19 protein-coding genes are annotated in these 16,852 nt (G+C 52.5%); 5 read left to right on the top strand and 14 right to left on the bottom strand.

All coding sequences use genetic code 11. From position 1 onward, the window contains the following. Window positions 1-12: 12 nt before the first annotated feature. The 10 genes from flgK to flgB form a co-directional block, all read right to left on the bottom strand. Window positions 13-1,671: a flagellar hook-associated protein FlgK gene (flgK, locus tag OH663_RS18410; protein WP_048221657.1), complete on the bottom strand. Its 1,659-nt coding sequence runs from the start codon at window positions 1,669-1,671 to the stop codon at window positions 13-15. 64 nt (window positions 1,672-1,735) lie between these two features. After that, entirely contained in the window at window positions 1,736-2,686 is a 951-nt protein-coding gene (gene flgJ, locus OH663_RS18405) for a flagellar assembly peptidoglycan hydrolase FlgJ (RefSeq protein ID WP_263525788.1), read from the bottom strand. After that, on the bottom strand, window positions 2,686-3,762 hold the full coding sequence (locus OH663_RS18400) for a flagellar basal body P-ring protein FlgI (protein ID WP_233617170.1): 1,077 nt from the start codon (window positions 3,760-3,762) through the stop codon (window positions 2,686-2,688). Before OH663_RS18400 ends, flgJ begins: the two co-directional genes overlap by 1 nt. Before the next feature lie 33 nt (window positions 3,763-3,795). Continuing rightward, window positions 3,796-4,494, bottom strand: a complete 699-nt coding sequence (gene flgH, locus OH663_RS18395) for a flagellar basal body L-ring protein FlgH (RefSeq protein ID WP_032939885.1) — start codon at window positions 4,492-4,494, stop codon at window positions 3,796-3,798. Window positions 4,495-4,551: 57 nt separating this feature from the next. Further along, window positions 4,552-5,334: a flagellar basal-body rod protein FlgG gene (gene flgG / locus OH663_RS18390; protein ID WP_045441663.1), complete on the bottom strand. Its 783-nt coding sequence runs from the start codon at window positions 5,332-5,334 to the stop codon at window positions 4,552-4,554. 13 nt (window positions 5,335-5,347) lie between these two features. Continuing rightward, window positions 5,348-6,103 (bottom strand): flagellar basal body rod protein FlgF, encoded by a 756-nt coding sequence (locus tag OH663_RS18385; RefSeq protein ID WP_048211227.1) that lies wholly within the window; start codon window positions 6,101-6,103, stop codon window positions 5,348-5,350. Window positions 6,104-6,123: 20 nt separating this feature from the next. Then, complete coding sequence (gene flgE, locus OH663_RS18380; protein WP_045441659.1) at window positions 6,124-7,410, bottom strand: flagellar hook protein FlgE; 1,287 nt, start codon at window positions 7,408-7,410, stop codon at window positions 6,124-6,126. 26 nt (window positions 7,411-7,436) lie between these two features. Beyond that, entirely contained in the window at window positions 7,437-8,135 is a 699-nt protein-coding gene (flgD, locus tag OH663_RS18375; RefSeq protein ID WP_045441657.1) for a flagellar hook assembly protein FlgD, read from the bottom strand. An 11-nt stretch (window positions 8,136-8,146) separates the two neighbouring features. Next, entirely contained in the window at window positions 8,147-8,551 is a 405-nt protein-coding gene (flgC, locus tag OH663_RS18370) for a flagellar basal body rod protein FlgC (protein ID WP_045441655.1), read from the bottom strand. A gap of 3 nt (window positions 8,552-8,554) precedes the next feature. After that, window positions 8,555-8,971: a flagellar basal body rod protein FlgB gene (flgB, locus tag OH663_RS18365; protein ID WP_048221659.1), complete on the bottom strand. Its 417-nt coding sequence runs from the start codon at window positions 8,969-8,971 to the stop codon at window positions 8,555-8,557. Between the two features lie 157 nt (window positions 8,972-9,128). Here flgB and flgA point away from each other — a divergent pair, with 157 nt between their 5' ends. The 3 genes from flgA to flgN all read left to right on the top strand — a co-directional run bounded on the left by flgA (window position 9,129) and on the right by flgN (window position 10,600). Next, entirely contained in the window at window positions 9,129-9,788 is a 660-nt protein-coding gene (gene flgA / locus OH663_RS18360; RefSeq protein WP_045449563.1) for a flagellar basal body P-ring formation chaperone FlgA, read from the top strand. Between the two features lie 92 nt (window positions 9,789-9,880). Further along, complete coding sequence (gene flgM / locus OH663_RS18355) at window positions 9,881-10,174, top strand: flagellar biosynthesis anti-sigma factor FlgM (protein ID WP_045441651.1); 294 nt, start codon at window positions 9,881-9,883, stop codon at window positions 10,172-10,174. Window positions 10,175-10,177: 3 nt separating this feature from the next. After that, window positions 10,178-10,600, top strand: coding sequence for a flagella biosynthesis chaperone FlgN (gene flgN, locus OH663_RS18350; RefSeq protein ID WP_045441649.1), 423 nt, complete (start codon window positions 10,178-10,180; stop codon window positions 10,598-10,600). Window positions 10,601-10,644: 44 nt separating this feature from the next. Here flgN and murJ read toward each other — a convergent pair whose 3' ends face one another. The 4 genes from murJ to rimJ form a co-directional block, all read right to left on the bottom strand. After that, a complete protein-coding gene (murJ, locus tag OH663_RS18345; RefSeq protein ID WP_048221661.1) occupies window positions 10,645-12,180 on the bottom strand; it encodes a murein biosynthesis integral membrane protein MurJ in 1,536 nt (511 codons plus the stop codon). A 239-nt stretch (window positions 12,181-12,419) separates the two neighbouring features. Next, the gene (locus OH663_RS18340; RefSeq protein WP_200011895.1) at window positions 12,420-13,343 is read right to left on the bottom strand and encodes a Gfo/Idh/MocA family protein; all 924 of its coding nucleotides are present in this window, start codon (window positions 13,341-13,343) and stop codon (window positions 12,420-12,422) included. A 1-nt stretch (window position 13,344) separates the two neighbouring features. Beyond that, window positions 13,345-13,992: a YceH family protein gene (locus OH663_RS18335; RefSeq protein WP_200011897.1), complete on the bottom strand. Its 648-nt coding sequence runs from the start codon at window positions 13,990-13,992 to the stop codon at window positions 13,345-13,347. A gap of 35 nt (window positions 13,993-14,027) precedes the next feature. After that, complete coding sequence (rimJ, locus tag OH663_RS18330) at window positions 14,028-14,612, bottom strand: ribosomal protein S5-alanine N-acetyltransferase (protein WP_045441640.1); 585 nt, start codon at window positions 14,610-14,612, stop codon at window positions 14,028-14,030. A gap of 259 nt (window positions 14,613-14,871) precedes the next feature. Between rimJ and mdtH the strand changes: the two genes are divergently transcribed. Both mdtH and OH663_RS18320 read left to right on the top strand, forming a co-directional pair. Continuing rightward, the gene (gene mdtH, locus OH663_RS18325; RefSeq protein ID WP_045441637.1) at window positions 14,872-16,080 is read left to right on the top strand and encodes a multidrug efflux MFS transporter MdtH; all 1,209 of its coding nucleotides are present in this window, start codon (window positions 14,872-14,874) and stop codon (window positions 16,078-16,080) included. Between the two features lie 115 nt (window positions 16,081-16,195). Next, window positions 16,196-16,756, top strand: coding sequence for a lipoprotein (locus tag OH663_RS18320; RefSeq protein WP_263525787.1), 561 nt, complete (start codon window positions 16,196-16,198; stop codon window positions 16,754-16,756). Window positions 16,757-16,852 lie beyond the last annotated feature (96 nt).

Raw genomic sequence — 16,852 nt, 5'->3', positions numbered from 1 at the left:
AATCCCTCTCCCTTAGCGAATATTCAGAAGTGCATCAAAGAGTGAGTTCGCAGTTTGCAGGACCTGGGCGTTAGCCAGATAATACTGCTGAAAGCGCTGCAAGTTACCGTACTCTTCGTCGAGGTTAACCCCGGAAATAGACTGCTGCTGATTAGAGAGCTGCGTAACCACATTGTTCTGTGTGGTGCTGCTGGTTTTAAGCGTGGCAGTTTTGTTGCCAACATCGCTCACCAGCGTAGCGTACGCGTCGTTAAAGGTTTTATTCCCAACGGTGGATTTAGTTTGCAAATCCAACAGTTTCTGACCGTTGCGGTTATCGCTTTTTCCCTTGTCCTTATCTGGATCCAGGTCATTTTTGGAGACTTCGGCCATGGCGATTTTCGACTCATCGGTCACCATAACTTTCATATCAACGATGGCATTGCTCACAGGTTTCAGAGTAAAGCTATCATTCGCTTTCGCGCCAGCACCTACCGTTATCTCCATCCCGTCAAAGGACATTTTCCCGCCGGTAACAGTAGCTTTAAAGCTGGTATTGTCTGCCAGACGGGTGACCTGCCAGTCTGTACCATCAAAAACGATTTTATAATCAGTAGCCTGAACAGCGGAGCTGTCAGTAATTTTTGCCGTTAACGAGCCTGTACCGGTATTTTTGGCATTACTGAATGTAGACGGGCTGCCGATGGCAAAGAAATCTTTGCCCGCATCACCGTTGGCATCAAATCCCTCTTTGTGCTGCGTATTAAACGCATCTGCAAAGGCGAGTGCCAGTTGGCCCAGGGTATTACGCGTCTGGTCCAGCTCCTCAGAGCGAAACGTCAACAGTCCACCCAGCGAACCGGTATTCAATAGTTTCTCTGGAATTTCAATATTTCCGGCAACGCTGTCAACATACGCCACAGTGGTACGGGAAGGATCGGCGCTGGAAGGTACCGCCGCGAGCTGACGGGCATTGCTACCCTGCACCAGCGAATAACCATTCGCCATGTTCACGTTGTAAGTGCCACCGTCCTGAACGCTGACTTCCACACCCACAATCTTGTTCAACTCGCTCACGAGCTGATCACGCTGATCAAGCAGGTCGTTAGGTGATGCACCTGCGCCAACGCCGGTCAAACGGGAGATTTGATCGTTGAGACTGGCGATTTGCTTCGAATAGTTATTGATCTGGTCAACGCTGGCGTTGATAGCGATATTTACCTGTTTATCCTGATCGCGCAGGTACTGGTCAGTCGTTTTAAACTGATTGACTAAACCATCGGCTTTGCCAATCAGCGCCTGGCGTGCCGCCGGATCTTCTGCGTTACTGACCAGTGTTTGCAGGCTGGTGAAAAAACCCTGCATTGAAGTCGAAATTGAGCTGGTTTTACTGGAAAGCAGATTGTCAATTTTCGACATTTGTTCATAACGTGTCGTCAGACCGCTACTCTGATTCTGCGCTGCACGTAACTGATTAGTGATGAATGAATCATACTCGCGCTGCACGCCAGAAACATAAACACCATTGCCAACCCAGCCCCCCGCCCCCAGCGTGCTGTTCAATTGCGCCATAATTGTCGTTTGCCGAGTGTAACCGGCGACGTTATAGCTGTTGATGTTATTACTGGTCGTGTTCAACGCGGCCTGCGCTGCGCTGAGTCCACTCATGGCGTTATTGATCAAGCTGGACATGGAGGTTCCTTGTAATCCTTCAATACTCGTTATTATCGGCAGCGGTTTTGTAGACTTGAGCTATTTAAAAGAGATTGTCGAGATTCGTACTGTAGGTTTTACTCACTTTCTCGCTCATTGATTTCAGCTGCTGGATCATACTGGTTAATTTACGCGCATAATTAGGGTCGGTGGCGTAACCTGCGTTCTGCAGCGCCTGTGCCCCCTGCTCTGCGGTTGCGGCAACGGTCACCGCCGCGTAGCGCGGATTACGCGAGATTAACCCGACATAATCCGACAACGCCTCAAGATAAGAGCTATAGACGCGGAATCTGGCTTTCACCTTTTTCGCCTCACCGTTTTCATATTCGGTAGTGGTGATTTCGGTTGTCGGTCCTTTCCAGCTTCCCGAGGCCTTCACACCAAAAATGTTAAAGCTTGGCTCACCGTTCTCACGACGAATTTGTCGCTGTCCCCATCCGGATTCCAGCGCGGCCTGCGCCAGAATCAGATGATGGGGTACACCGCTCTGCTGACTTGCCAGTTTTGCCGGCAGCGAAAGCTGGGCCATGAAGTCTTTGCTGTCGCCCGACAGCGGCTCATCGTTGCTTTCTGTCGTTCTGGGGATCGCTTTACGGACCAGTTGGGTCAGTGCCTGATTTTGATAGCTGGTCACCGTTTCCAGTGAGAACTTCATTGGCACCTGCGGCGCATCATCAGCAGGCTGCGCCTGACCCTCTGTCATTTGCTTAACCATCATTTCCGCCAGCCCCAGTCCTTTACCTGCAGTCATCTGCTGGGCAATTTGCTGGTCATACATGCTGGTGTACAAACGCGTGGAGTCGCTGCTAAACACACCGTCTTTCGGCAGCGCCTCACGCATACTTTTCAGCATCATCTGCACGAACATCCCTTCCACCTGGCGAGCAACCGGACGGATATTCGCCGCCGGATCCTGGCCCGCTTTCGCTTTCAGTTCGTTCAGCGACTGTGCATCCCAGGCAGCACTGGTGAGCAGTTTGCTATCGCCAATCATCAGATGATTTCCAGTTTGGCACGCAGGCAACCTGCGCTCTGCATTGACTGCAGAATGGACATCAGATCCATTGGCGTTGCGCCAAGGGCATTAAGCGCGCGTACAACGTTGTTCAGATTGGCGCTGGAACGCACACTTTGCAACGAACCACTGCTCTGGCGCAGATCGATCTGGGTTTGCGGCGTCACCACGGTTTGGCCACCGCCAAACGGCGTATCTGGCTGGCTGACGTTAGCCTGTCGATTAACTGTAATCGACAGATTACCCTGCGCAACAGCACAGCTGTCCAGCGTGACTTCGCGGTTCATCACCACGGACCCCGTACGCGAGTTAATAATCACTTTCGCATCCTGCGGCGTAACGTTTACCTCAATATTCTGAATGTCGGCCAGGAAGCGTACCTGTGAACTATTACCGCTGGGCACACGCACCTGAATCGTCCGCGCATCCAGCGCGGTGGCGCTACCAAAACCACGAGAGCGGTTGATGGTGTCGGTAATCTGTTGCGCCATAGTGAAATCTTCATTATTGAGCTGCAGATTGATGGTGTTGCCGCCACCAAACTGGCTGGGCAATTCACGTTCAATGATGGCCCCGTTGGTAATACGCCCACCATTAAGCTGGTTAACCTGTACGCTACTGCCTCCTGCTGAAGCCCCCGCGCCACCAACCAGAATATTCCCCTGCGCCAGCGCATAGACCTGACTATCGACTCCTTTCAAAGGGGTCATCAGCAGCGTGCCACCGCGCAGGCTTTTGGCGTTACCCATTGAAGAGACCACTACATCAATGGTTTGTCCCTGACGTCCAAATGCCGGGAATGATGCCGTAACCATCACCGCCGCCACGTTTTTCAATTGCATGTTAGTTCCGGTCGGAACGGTGATCCCCAATTGGGAGAGCATGTTATTGAGCGTTTGCGTGGTGAATGGCGTCTGAGTTGTCTGGTCACCCGTACCGTCCAGCCCCACCACCAGCCCATAGCCAATCAGTGAGTTTTCACGTACACCCTGAACGCTGGTCAGATCACGTATACGATCGGCATGAGCAAACGTGGCTGACAGCACCAGTACCATTCCAACAAGAGCTTTAATCACTGGATACCCCGCTTACATCGGCGACAAATTAAGGAAGAAACGCTGCAACCAGCCCATATTCTGCGCTTCGTTGATATAGCCGTTACCGACATATTCAATACGCGCATCCGCAACCTGAGTTGACGGAACGGAGTTGCTGCCACTGATGGTGCGCGGGTTAACGACCCCGGAGAAACGGATAAATTCAGTGCCCTGATTGATGGCGATCTGTTTTTCACCCACAACGTGTAAATTGCCATTCACCAGAACCTGGTCAACGGTCACCGTCAATGTGCCGCTAAAGGTGTTACTGGCGTTCGCGCCACCTTTACCATTGAAGGTATTGCCGCCAGAAGCTTCCACGTCGGCACGCTCGTTGCCAAACAATCCCTGCAGATAACGTGGCACCGTGTCAAAGCCGAAGTTAGTCTTGCCATCACGGCTGGCGTTAGCGGAAGAGCTTTTGCTCGCGCTGACATTTTCCTGCAATACGATGGTCAGCGTATCGCCAATATTACGTGGACGGCGGTCTTCAAATAGCGGTTGATAGCCATAGTTAATCGGCTGTGCCGACTGGAATATAGAGCCGTTCGCGACCGGCGTCGGGCCAGGGATCGGTTGGGCAGACGTCGCGCCTTGCACGAGCGGAGTGGCCGGGATCCAGGCGCATCCTGTCAGCGAAACCACCAACAGGGCTAAAATCGGGTAAGGGTGAAGCGCGTATTTTCGCATTGCCTTCATCTTCAAAATCAGTGTGCCGGCGAGACACCCGCCCCGCCGGACAACACTTTAGAGTTGCGTCAGTTTCTGCAGCATCTGATCGGTGGTAGATACCGCTTTACTGTTGATTTCATAAGCGCGCTGAACCTGGATCATATTCACCAGCTCTTCCGCCACATTCACGTTAGAGGTTTCAACATAGCCCTGATAAAGTAGCCCCGCGCCGTTAAGCCCCGGTGTACTCTCATTCGGCGCGCCGGAGGATTGCGTTTCGGTGTACAGATTCTCACCAATGCTTTCCAGACCGGTATCGTTCATAAAAGTGGTCAGGTTGAGCTGTCCTACCTGAACAGGTGCAGCTTGCCCCTGCTGCGTAACGCTGACGATGCCGTCTCGCCCAATGGTAATGCTCAGCGAGTTTGCAGGGATGGTGATAGCAGGCTGAACCTGAAAACCACCCGCAGTCACCAGCTGACCATTCTGATCTACCTGGAAAGAACCATCACGGGTATAAGCTGAGGTACCATCCGGCAGCATGACCTGGAAAAATCCCTGACCTTTAATAGCAACGTCTTTGCTGTTGTTGGTCTGTGACAGGTTGCCCTGGCTGTGTAAACGCTCAGTCGCAACCGGACGCACACCGGTACCGATTTGCAGGCCTGAAGGCAGTACGGTCTGTTCCGAAGACTGCGCGCCAGGTTGACGAATCGTCTGGTACAGCAGATCTTCAAACACCGCACGTTGACGTTTAAAACCATTGGTACTGACGTTTGCCAGGTTGTTGGCAATCACATCCATGTTGGTTTGCTGCGCATCCAGGCCGGTTTTGGCGATCCATAATGAACTGATCATAAAATGTCCTGTATTAACTCATCGACAGCAGTTGGTTGGCACGACCCGCGTTATCATCCACGCTACTGATAATCTTCATCTGCATTTCGAAGCGACGAGCGCTGGCGATCATGTCGCTCATCGCGGCAACCGGTTTGACGTTACTGCCTTCCAGCACACCCGACATTACGCGGATGCTTGGGTCAGCCTGCAACGTCGGTCCACGGGTCGCCTGTGCAGCCGCGCTCAGACGAAACATACCGTCATCACCACGTTGCACTTCACTCCCTGTTGCCTTCACCAGCTTCAAACGCCCCACTGGTGCTACCGTATTCGCCGGATCGCCTGGGTTGAGTGCGGAAATCGTCCCATCAGCAGCGATGGTCACTTCCGACCCTTCCGGAACCGCTATTGGCCCGGCTTCGCCAATCACCGGATGTCCCTGAATCGTCAGTTCACCGGTCGGGCTCACCTGAATTGCGCCATTGCGGGTATACCCTTCGCTACCGTCAGCGGTCTGCACCGCCAGCCAGCCATCCTGTTGCAACGCCACGTCCAGTGGACGAGAGGTGTAGTCCATCTGGCCAGGCGTCATATCGGCCCCCGGCGTTGAAGCCACCACCAGCGTACGCGTTGGCAAAGAGAGTCCTTCAACAGGTACCGCACGCAGCGCGTTAAGCTGCGCGCGGAAACCCGGCGTGGAGGCATTTGCCAGGTTGCTGGCCGTCACCGCCTGCTGATTTAGCGTCTGACTGGCTGCGCCCATGGCGGTATATATTGCGTGATCCATTAAGCCATCCCGTCAGGCGCTTAGCGCAGGTTGACCAGCGTGTTGAGGATCTGATCCTGGGTTTTGATAGTCTGCGCATTCGACTGATAGTTGCGCTGCGCGACGATCATGTTCACCAGTTCTTTACTCAAATCTACGTTTGATGATTCCAGCGCACCGTTAGTCAGTTTGCCGAAGTTACCAGTACCTGCAGTACCGAGCAGTGCCACGCCAGAGGACTGTGTCGCGGCCCAGACGTTATCGCCCTGAGAAGCCAGACCTTCATTGTTGGCAAAGTTAGCCAGCACGATCTGCCCCAGAACCTGTTTCTGTTCGTTGGAGTAGTTACCCACCACGGTACCGTCGTTGTTAATCTGATAGCTCACCAGATCGCCCGGTTTGTAACCATTCTGGTTGGTGGCAACGATGTTGTTGGCGCCCGTGTTTTGCTGCATGGAGTTCAGGAAGCTGAGAGAGAACCCAGCCGGAACCGCGCCATTGATGGCACCGGTAGTGATCTGAATCTGCGGTTGAGCGTTAGCAGGACCTTCAACCAGGTGTTTAGGTCCAGTTGGATCTAGCGGGTCTACTGGTTCTTCAACATAGTTATTCACTGAGGCCAGCGTGCCGTTAGCACTAAAATTCATCACAGCATTTTTAGTGGCGACTGACCCGGCAACGCTGGCATCCTGGGTATAGACATCCCATTTGTTATCCGTAGTTTTGACATAAAAAATATTCATGTCATGGGCATTACCCTGGCTATCGAAAACGGTAACGGTGCCTTTTTTGTTGTACGAATCCGCATCACTCGGGTTGAATGGTGCTTTTGACGGGACCTTGTCAGTTGAGTTCAGGTTGATCTGCATTGACGCAGTGGTCGTGGCTTTTGCCGCCATCAGGGTATTCGGGATGGTGATCGGTGCCGGGTTAGCGCCCTGTTGAACCGTTGGCGGTGTCCCGGTGGCCGGATAACCTGTCAATTGCAACCCCTGCATGTTGACGATATTGCGGTTTTCATCGAGCTTGAACTGGCCGTTACGGCTGTAAAACACTGAACCGTTGCTGTCGACCATGCGGAAGAAACCGTTTTGGCTGATGGCAACATCCAGACCACGTCCGGTATTAGTCGTAGTGCCATCGGTAAAGTCCTGGGTTATACCCGCAACTTTAACACCCAGACCCACTTTAGAGCCGGCAAACATATCCGCAAATGAGGCCGTACCGGATTTAAAACCATAAGTGGCGGAGTTGGCGATGTTATTACCAATGACATCGAGGTTGGTCGCTGCAGCGTTCAGACCGCTGACCGCTTGAGAAAAGGCCATGACTTACTCCTGATAAGTGTGAAGGCTTAGATTATTTGCCGTACTTCGTCGAGGGTGGTGGTTCCATAGGTGCCCAGGTCCAGCGTATTACCGCCATTACTGCGAATAACCCCCTGCACCAGCGCAAACTGAAGAGGCTGCGCCACGAGTTGCGTACCACCATTGCTGGCGGAAATCGCGACGTTGTAAGAGCCGTTCGGCGCAGCCGTGCCATCTGTCATGGTGCCGTCCCAGCTAAAGGTATGCACACCCGCCTTCAACCCACCGATCTCAATGGTGCGAATGACCTTACCGTCCTTATCGGTAATGGTCGCGGTGACCTTATCTGCTGGCTGCTGCAGTTCAACGCCAAACGGCGTAGTGGTGGTCGTTGCTCCCTCTTCCGTTCCTTTGCCGGTAAGGATAGTGGTCCCCGGGATCATGACACCGTGGCCGATAAGGGTACTGGCCTGCAGCGACTGACTGTTGTCGATTTGTCCGGAGATCGAGCCCAGCGTGGTGTTCAGCTTCTCAATACCGCTCACGGTGCTAATCTGCGCCAGCTGGGTGGTCAGCTCATTGTTTTGCATAGGATTGGTCGGATCCTGGTTTTTCAGCTGTGCCACCAGGAGCGTCAGAAAGCTGCTTTGCAGATCGGCAGCATTGCTGCCTGTCAGCGAACTTTTGCTACTGGCAGCATTAACGCCCGTACTGCTCGGGTCATTCATTTTTACAGCAATTGACATGTGCGCCTCCTTTACTGGCCTAGCGTCAGCGTTTTAAGCATCAAGCTTTTCACTGTGTTGAGCACTTCAACGTTTGCCTGATAGCTACGCGAGGCTGACATGGTGTTGACCATCTCCCCGACCACGTCCACATTCGGCATTTTTACGTAACCATTTGCATCGGCCAGCGGATTGCCAGGTTCATAAACCAGCTTATCTGGCGCCTGACTTTCAATGACGTCAGCGACTTTTACGCCGCCGGTAGCCGCGCCTGGCGCAGCATCGACCTGAAAAACAACCTGCTTCGCGCGATACGGCTGACCATCGGGTCCGGTCACGCTGTCCGCATTCGCCATGTTGCTGGCCGCGACGTTCAGGCGCTGGGATTGCGCCGTCAGCGCGGAGCCTGCGATATCAAAAATATTTAACAGCGCCACGAATTAGTTCCCTCCTTGCAGCACGTTCATCATGCCTTTGATTTGTCCACCCAATGCGGTAAGCCCCATCTGATACTTCAGACTGTTGTCCGCAAACTGTGTGCGTTCCCGATCCATATCAACCGTGTTGCCATCCAGGGACGGTTGGTCTGGGATGCGATAGAGCAACTCCGTGGAGGGAGCCGAGGTGGTCTGGGCCGGAATATGTTGTGCAGAGGTCAGCGTCAACGAGACACCGCCGGTTTCTTCCCGTCCTCGCACCATGACTTTTTTTAACTCACTGGCGAAATCCAGGTCACGCGCCTGGTACCCTGGCGTGTCGGCATTGGCAATGTTGGCCGCTAATACTTCCTGGCGTTGGGCGCGCAGATTCAGCGCTTCTTGTTGAAAACGTAAGGCGGCGTCGAGCTTATCGAGCATATCTCCTCCGCAAATGACAAAATTCAGCCGACAGCTTAAATCCCATCACGCGCGCGTTATCGTCGGAATAAACGCAAAATGCGTCGCTATTTGTTGCGTTGATGACTGCGTCACACAGGTAAAATCCAGTCACTACCTGAAAAAGCATGAGGTTTTGATGCAAACGTTTAAACGAGGAATAGCCGTGGCAGCGCTGCTGTTCAGTCCCCTGACGCTGGCGCAAGACCTCAATTCGCAGTTAACGGCATGGTTTTCAGAACGGCTGTCGGGGTTCAGTGATGAAGTGGTTGTCACTGTTCGCACACCACCTAACCTGCGACCTGGCTGTGAGCAGCCGACGTTGAGCGTAGCTGGAAGCGCGAAGTTATGGGGCAATGTGAACGTCCTGGCCAGGTGTCCCAATGAAAAACGCTACCTGCAGGTGAATGTACAAGCCACGGGCAACTACGTTGTCGCCGCCGCTCCCATTGCACGAGGCAGCGCGCTTAACGCATCCAGCGTGACCTTAAAACGCGGTCGGCTGGACCAACTTCCGCCACGAACCGTTCTGGATATTAATCAGGTCCAGGATGCCGTAAGCCTACGCGACCTGGTCTCTGGCCAGCCGCTACAGCTGACGATGTTGCGTCAGGCATGGCGGATAAAAGCCGGCCAGCGCGTTCTGGTTATCGCAAACGGCGAGGGCTTTCGCGTGAATGCAGAAGGTAAAGCGCTGAATAATGCGGCCGTCGCGCAAAACGCGAGAGTGCGGATGCTTTCAGGACAGGTGGTGAGCGGAGTCGTCGATTCTGATGGGAATATTCTTATTAACCTATAATAGGTTAAAGATTTTTTAGCGGATGCCGATAGATAATCAACCAATGATTAAAGCGGGTCGCTATAGCGTAACCCCTCGATGAGGATAAAAAAATGAGCATTGATCGTACCTCACCATTGAAGCCAGTAAGCACTGTCCAACCACGCGAAACCAGCGACACGCCGGTACAAAAAGCGCGGAAGGAAAAAACATCAGCGACCAACAGCACCAGTGTGATGTTAAGCGACGCTCAGGCCAAGCTGATGCAACCCGGTACCAATGACATCAATATGGAGCGTGTTGAAGCATTGAAAATCGCGATCCGTAACGGTGAGCTGAAAATGGACACTGGGAAAATTGCAGACTCGCTGATCCGCGAGGCACAGAGCTACCTACAGAGTAAATAAAGTATGACTCGCTTGTCAGAAATACTTGATCAGATGACGACCGTCCTCAATGACCTGAAAACAGTGATGGATGCTGAACAGCAGCAGCTTTCCGCGGGCCATATCAACGGTAGCCAGCTACAGCGTATTACAGAAGAAAAAAGCTCTTTACTGGCGACCCTGGATTATCTGGAACAGCAGCGACGTCTCGAGCACGACTCGACGCGCAGCGCCAACGATGAGATAGCCGAGCGCTGGCAGACCATCACGAACAAAACACAGCATTTACGCGATCTCAACCAACATAATGGTTGGCTCCTGGAAGGGCAGATCGAGCGTAATCAACAGGCGATCAAGGTGCTGAAACCGCACCAGGAACCGACTTTGTATGGCGCTAATGGCCAAACCTCTGCGACGCATCGCGGCGGGAAAAAAATCTCTATCTGATATTGCGATAAGGGGAGCCACCTGACGGCAACTCCCCCTTTCTGTTACGCCGTCCGGCGTACAAACTCTTTCACTTTAAAGCCCAGAACGGCCAGCGCAGCAAAGTAGGCTGTAATACCAACAACGACAACAGCCATCAGACGCAGCAGACGCCACAGCATCGTTCCCTGCGACCACTCCGGCATGATGTAAAGCATGCCTACCAGCGCCGCAGACATGACCAGCACAGAAATCACCAGACGCGCCAGGAACCAGCCCCAGCCAGGTTGAGGGGTGAAAATTTTCTGTTTACGCAGTTGCCAGTACAGCAGTGAGGCGTTCAGACATGCCGCCAGACCAATCGAGAGCGACAGTCCGGCATGCTTTAACGGACCGATAAACGCCAGGTTCATCACCTGAGTCATAATCAGCGTTACAATGGCGATTTTCACCGGAGTTTTAATGTCCTGACGCGAGTAAAACCCGGGCGCAAGCACTTTCACTACGATCAATCCAATGAGACCAACCGAGTACGCCACCAGAGCACGCTGGGTCATCAAAGCATCAAATGCAGTAAATTTACCGTACTGGAACAGGGAAACCGTCAGCGGCTTTGCCAGGATCCCCAACGCCACAGCACTGGGTAGTGCCAACAGAAAGCACAGGCGCAGCCCCCAGTCCATCAGTCGGCAATATTCATCATGATTTCCGCTGGAAAAACTCTTGGACAGGGATGGCAGCAGAATGGTCCCCAGAGCAACGCCCAGGACGCCTGACGGGAACTCCATCAGGCGGTCAGCATAGTACATCCATGAAACCGATCCTGAAGCCAGGAATGAGGCGAAAATTGTGTTGATGATCAGGGAAATCTGGCTGACAGATACGCCCAGGATTGCCGGGCCCATCTGCTTTACGACGCGCATCGCACCGGCATCGTGAAAGTTCACGCGCGGCAGCACCAGCATACCAATTTTTTTCAAATGCGGGAGCTGGTAAACCAGTTGTAATACCCCACCTACGGTGACGGCCCAGGCCAGCGCCAGTACCGGCGGGTTAAAATAAGGTGCAGCAAACAGCGCAAAACCGATCATGCTGATGTTCAGAAACGTCGGTGCAAACGCCGGAATGGAGAAACGGTTCCAGGTGTTAAGAATAGCGCCCACCAGCGAGGCCAGCGAAATTAACAGAATATAGGGAAAGGTTATCCGCAGCAGTTGAGTGGTAAGCGCAAACTTGTCGGCCGTATCGGCAAAGCCAGGCGCGGTGACCATAATCACCCACGGCGCTGCGAGCATCCCGACAACCGTGACCACCGCCAACGCCAGCGTCAACAGCCCAGAAACGTAGGCGACGAACACACGGGTGGCATCTTCACCCTGCTTACTTTTGTACTCTGCAAGAATTGGCACGAACGCCTGAGAAAACGCGCCTTCAGCAAAAATTCGACGCAGCAGGTTAGGAAGTTTGAATGCCACAAAAAAGGCATCTGTCGCCATCCCTGCGCCAAAAATTCTGGCGACAATCGCATCACGCGCAAAACCCAGCACGCGTGAAAACATCGTCATCGAGCTGACGGCCGCCAGCGACTTTAATAAATTCATCTATTTTATATTCCAGACCCTGGAGCAAAACCCCGCATGGCGAAACCGTAGACCAGATAACGCATTTAAGCGGTCATCCGGCAACATCACCGCACCCGATGGAGACGCATAAAAGTCTTATCAGGCAAACAGTTCACCCCACAGGTTGCCATCATTCACTGTTAGAAAGAGGAGTTATTTTGAGTGGGCATATAGTACCTGGATTACGATGAATTACTACCGCCAGATGTTACAGGGGGTTATTCAGCCATGGCATCCCGCCACAGCTTTTCGACCACGCGCTGAGCCAGAATCGCCTGTTCACCCGCCGTCTCAGGAACCGTCTGATTTTGCACGCATTCAATAAAGTGACGCGCGCATCCGGCAAAGCCACGTTGTTCCAGGGTTGTTTGCCAGCCTGGAACCGGCTTGTGTACTACGCCCTGTCCAAGCTCCTCACGCCATTCCCGCATATCAGTAACGTCTATTAATCCTCCGTTCATCACCACCTGTACACTTTCTCGTTGGCTGCCCGCCCGACGATGCATACTGGTGGTTACTTGCACCTGACCCGCAGAAAAATGGTGTTCGGCATAAAGCATCGCCCCGGATTCGTTGGTCAACAGCGTACCGCTATTTATCAAAGCCTCTCCCCCGGACAGCCACAGCGCGGTGTCCACGACGTGCAGATAATCATCCAACAGCGTAAAACGCAGATCGTGCGGCCCAACACTATCCGTACGATGCTTGTCCATTCTGACAGAAGCAGCATCACCTAACTGCGCTTTTAAATCCCGGTAAAGCGGCGCAAACCGGCGATTGAAACCCACCATCAGCGTCAGTTTTTTCCGCGCCGCGAGTGCCACCAGTTGTTCAGCATCGCGCAAATTTTCCGCCAGGGGTTTATCCACGCAAACATGGATCCCGGCATTAAGCAATTCACTCACCACAGCATAATGTGTTGCGGTACTGGAATGGACAAAAACGGCATCGCAGGTTGCCGCCAGATTCGCCAGTGAATCAACGTATGGCATCCGCCAGGTTTCGCAAATACGCTCTGCTTTTTCCCGCGAAGGTGACCAGGCTCCCTGTAGTGTCCACTCCGGAGCCGCGCCAAGGACGGGTAACCAGGCTTTTTGCGCAATGCCGCCCAGCCCGACAACACCGATACGTAATTTTTTCACATTAGTCTCCCAGATGCGCCAGTAGCGAATCGAGCCGCTGTTTTAGCTCTGCCACTTCAGTTTCCAGCGCCTCGACGCGCGCCTGCAAACCACCAGAAGCAGCCGGAGATTCATCTGCCGTTGCGATCGGCTCATCAACTTCACCGCAAAACAGGTGCATATAACGGCTTTCGCGCTTACCGGGTTCACGTGCCAGACGGACAACATAAGGACCATCTTCACGGGTGGCCAGCGTCTCCAGAGTCGATTCAACTTCTGCCATGTCACTGAATTCATACATGCGGGATGCACGACTACGCAACTCTCCGGGCGTTTGTGCGCCGCGCAATAACAACGTCGTAATTAACGCCACTTCTCCTGCACTGAGCTTCAGATTGCCAAACTCTGAGTTACAAAAGCGTTGCTCGTATTTGGTTACGCGATTACCAAACCCGCTTACAGTACGCAGAAAATGCCGTTTAACCAGGTTATCCAGTTGGTCCTGCACTTCCGATTCCGACAGGTTCATCACCGGTTCACGATTGGTTTTTTGATTGCAGGCGGTCACAACGCCATTCACGGAGAGCGGATATTGTTCTGGCGTTGTTACCTGCTTTTCCAGCAGACAGCCAATCACGCGGGCTTCGGTGGCGGTTAATTCGTATTTCATCGTCTTCTCCATTAATCAGCCAATACAGCTGAAACTTAGCGACCCGGGGTCCATTCTGATGTTGTCAACGCCGTTAGCACGTGATCGCGCCACTGCCCGTCAATCAGCAGGTAGTCTTTGGCATACCCTTCTTTTTCAAAACCAAGCCGCGCCAGCAAATCGCCGCTACGTTTATTATGTGGCATGTAATTCGCCATAATGCGGTGAATATGCTGTGAGCGTTGCATATAACGAATGGCCGCGGTTAAGGCTTCATACATCAGCCCCTGTCCCTGCCACTTCTGCGCAATGGAATAACCGAGATAACATGCATGAAAAGATCCACGCACGACGTTAGAGAAGTTCGCGACGCCGATGATCTCTTTCTCTTCTGGATCGAGCAACGCAAAATAATAAGCAGACCCTTGTTTATGAAATTCAGAGATCATACTCAGACGCGCCTGCCAGCCAGAAGGATAACAGTGGCTTTCATCGCGAACAGGTTCCCAGGGTTTTAAGAAATGACGATTTTCTGCGTAATAATCTGCCAGACGCCAGGCATCACGCTCATGCACTAAACGCACGACCAGGCGGTCCGTGGTTAAGCGCACTTTTGGCACGTTACTGCGATAGCCAAACATTCTATACCTACTCCTTCCCGTAACGTCTTCAATACGCTATTTGCAATACTATACCTGTGCAAATACACCCTGTGAAAAGAGCAAAACATCATTTTTTGAATTATTCACACATTTTGATGAAAACTCTCTATCAAGACTGGCTTTTGATAAAAAAATATTGTTTCCCCAGGGGTGGGAAAAGATCAGACGACACCGCAGAATAGGAGGTGCTTATCTTTTAAACTCTAATCAGAGTGACGAGTTTTTCCCTGGAGGGGAAATGTCGCAAGTTTCGCAGGCGAGGAACCTGGGTAAATATTTCCTGCTCATCGATAATATGTTGGTCGTACTGGGTTTCTTCGTCGTATTCCCGTTGATCTCTATTCGTTTCGTCGACCAAATGGGCTGGGCTGCCGTAATGGTTGGTATTGCACTTGGATTACGCCAATTTATTCAGCAAGGGCTGGGTATTTTTGGCGGAGCGATTGCAGACCGTTTTGGTGCAAAACCGATGATTGTCACCGGCATGCTGATGCGCGCCGCCGGATTCGCCACTATGGGTATTGCCCATGAACCCTGGCTGCTGTGGTTTTCCTGTTTTCTCTCCGGATTAGGCGGCACACTGTTCGATCCTCCCCGCTCCGCGCTGGTGGTCAAACTGATCCGCCCGGAAAAACGTGGGCGTTTCTTCTCTATCCTGATGATGCAGGATAGTGCCGGCGCGGTCGTTGGTGCGTTACTCGGAAGCTGGCTGCTACAGTACGACTTCCGACTGGTATGCGCCACGGGCGCGATTTTGTTTGTCCTGTGCGCAGCCTTTAATGCCTGGCTTCTCCCCGCGTGGAAACTGTCGACGGTGAAAATTCCGGTACGCGAAGGGATGAGTCACGTGATGCATGACAAGCGATTTGTCACCTATGTCCTGACATTAGCGGGTTATTACATGCTGGCGGTGCAGGTCATGCTGATGCTACCGATTATGGTTAACGATATTGCGGGTTCACCGTCCGCCGTGAAATGGATGTATGCCATTGAAGCATGCCTCTCCTTAACGCTGCTCTACCCGATTGCTCGCTGGAGTGAAAAGCGTTTTCGCCTGGAACACCGCCTGATGGCCGGTTTGTTGGTGATGTCTCTCAGTATGATGCCCATTGGTCTGGTCGGTAATTTACAGCAGCTTTTCACTCTGATCTGTACGTTCTATATCGGTTCCATTATTGCGGAACCAGCGCGGGAAACGCTCAGCGCATCGCTGGCGAATGCGCGGGCTCGGGGGAGTTACATGGGCTTTAGTCGGCTGGGATTAGCTATCGGCGGCGCAATAGGTTACATCGGCGGCGGCTGGTTGTTTGACATGGGCAAAGCGTTGTCGCAACCCGAACTGCCATGGATGATGCTCGGGGTTATCGGCCTTATCACTTTTCTGGCTCTGGGCTGGCAGTTCAGCCACAAACGCACATCACGCGGTATGCTGGAGCCAGGTGCCTGATATTTAGCCAGCCGCATGGACACATTTTCAGTTTTTTCTGCTGGTGTCCGGCGTGCTGGTACTAGATGCTGCTTTGTGTCACGATTACGCCACAAGCATCATGTTGAGGAACCCCATGAAAAAGTTTTTTTTTGCCGCTGCACTAATTGTCGGCGGCCTGTTGGTTGGTTGTAATCAACTCACGCAATACACGGTTAGCGAGCAAGAAATTAATCAGGCGCTGGCGAAACACAATAACTTTTCTAAAGACATTGGCTTGCCCGGTGTTGCTGAAGCACATATTGTTCTGCGCAATCTCGCCAGTCAGATCGGTCGTGAAGAGCCGAATAAAGTGACCCTGACCGGTGATGCCAATCTGGATATGAACTCCCTGTTTGGCAGTCAGAAAGCGACCATGAAGCTGAAGTTAAAAGCATTGCCGGTCTTCAACAAAGAAAAAGGCGCTATCTATCTGCAAGAGATGGAAGTTGTTGATGCAACCGTCACACCGGAAAAAATGCAATCGGTTCTGCAAACCCTGATGCCTTATTTAAACCAGTCGCTGCGGAATTATTTCAATCAGCAACCGGCTTATATTCTGCGAGAAGACAGCAGTAACGGCGAAGCGCTGGCGAAAAAGCTGGCCAAAGGTATTGAGGTGAAACCGGGAGAAATAATCATTCCGTTTACCGATTAATAAAAAAGAGGGTGCATCAGCACCCTTTTTTTCGTGCAAACGAAAACGTTTCCGCTTATCCTTTGTTTCCGGCAAAAATGACTATCCTCAGCCGGA

This window comes from Citrobacter sp. Marseille-Q5395, assembly GCF_947057495.1.
Taxonomy (GTDB): Bacteria; Pseudomonadota; Gammaproteobacteria; order Enterobacterales; family Enterobacteriaceae; genus Citrobacter; species Citrobacter murliniae.
Note: the sequence above shows the minus strand (reverse complement) of the source record. Positions and strands in the feature narration are given on the sequence as shown.

Coding starts and splice junctions, on each gene's coding strand:
- flgK (WP_048221657.1), bottom strand. CDS start 1,671: ATGTCCAGCTTGATCAATAACGCCATGAGTGGACTCAGCGCAGCGCAG.
- flgJ (WP_263525788.1), bottom strand. CDS start 2,686: ATGATTGGCGATAGCAAACTGCTCACCAGTGCTGCCTGGGATGCACAG.
- OH663_RS18400 (WP_233617170.1), bottom strand. CDS start 3,762: ATGGTACTGGTGCTGTCAGCCACGTTTGCTCATGCCGATCGTATACGT.
- flgH (WP_032939885.1), bottom strand. CDS start 4,494: ATGCGAAAATACGCGCTTCACCCTTACCCGATTTTAGCCCTGTTGGTG.
- flgG (WP_045441663.1), bottom strand. CDS start 5,334: ATGATCAGTTCATTATGGATCGCCAAAACCGGCCTGGATGCGCAGCAA.
- OH663_RS18385 (WP_048211227.1), bottom strand. CDS start 6,103: ATGGATCACGCAATATATACCGCCATGGGCGCAGCCAGTCAGACGCTA.
- flgE (WP_045441659.1), bottom strand. CDS start 7,410: ATGGCCTTTTCTCAAGCGGTCAGCGGTCTGAACGCTGCAGCGACCAAC.
- flgD (WP_045441657.1), bottom strand. CDS start 8,135: ATGTCAATTGCTGTAAAAATGAATGACCCGAGCAGTACGGGCGTTAAT.
- flgB (WP_048221659.1), bottom strand. CDS start 8,971: ATGCTCGATAAGCTCGACGCCGCCTTACGTTTTCAACAAGAAGCGCTG.
- flgA (WP_045449563.1), top strand. CDS start 9,129: ATGCAAACGTTTAAACGAGGAATAGCCGTGGCAGCGCTGCTGTTCAGT.
- flgM (WP_045441651.1), top strand. CDS start 9,881: ATGAGCATTGATCGTACCTCACCATTGAAGCCAGTAAGCACTGTCCAA.
- flgN (WP_045441649.1), top strand. CDS start 10,178: ATGACTCGCTTGTCAGAAATACTTGATCAGATGACGACCGTCCTCAAT.
- murJ (WP_048221661.1), bottom strand. CDS start 12,180: ATGAATTTATTAAAGTCGCTGGCGGCCGTCAGCTCGATGACGATGTTT.
- OH663_RS18335 (WP_200011897.1), bottom strand. CDS start 13,992: ATGAAATACGAATTAACCGCCACCGAAGCCCGCGTGATTGGCTGTCTG.
- rimJ (WP_045441640.1), bottom strand. CDS start 14,612: ATGTTTGGCTATCGCAGTAACGTGCCAAAAGTGCGCTTAACCACGGAC.
- mdtH (WP_045441637.1), top strand. CDS start 14,872: ATGTCGCAAGTTTCGCAGGCGAGGAACCTGGGTAAATATTTCCTGCTC.
- OH663_RS18320 (WP_263525787.1), top strand. CDS start 16,196: ATGAAAAAGTTTTTTTTTGCCGCTGCACTAATTGTCGGCGGCCTGTTG.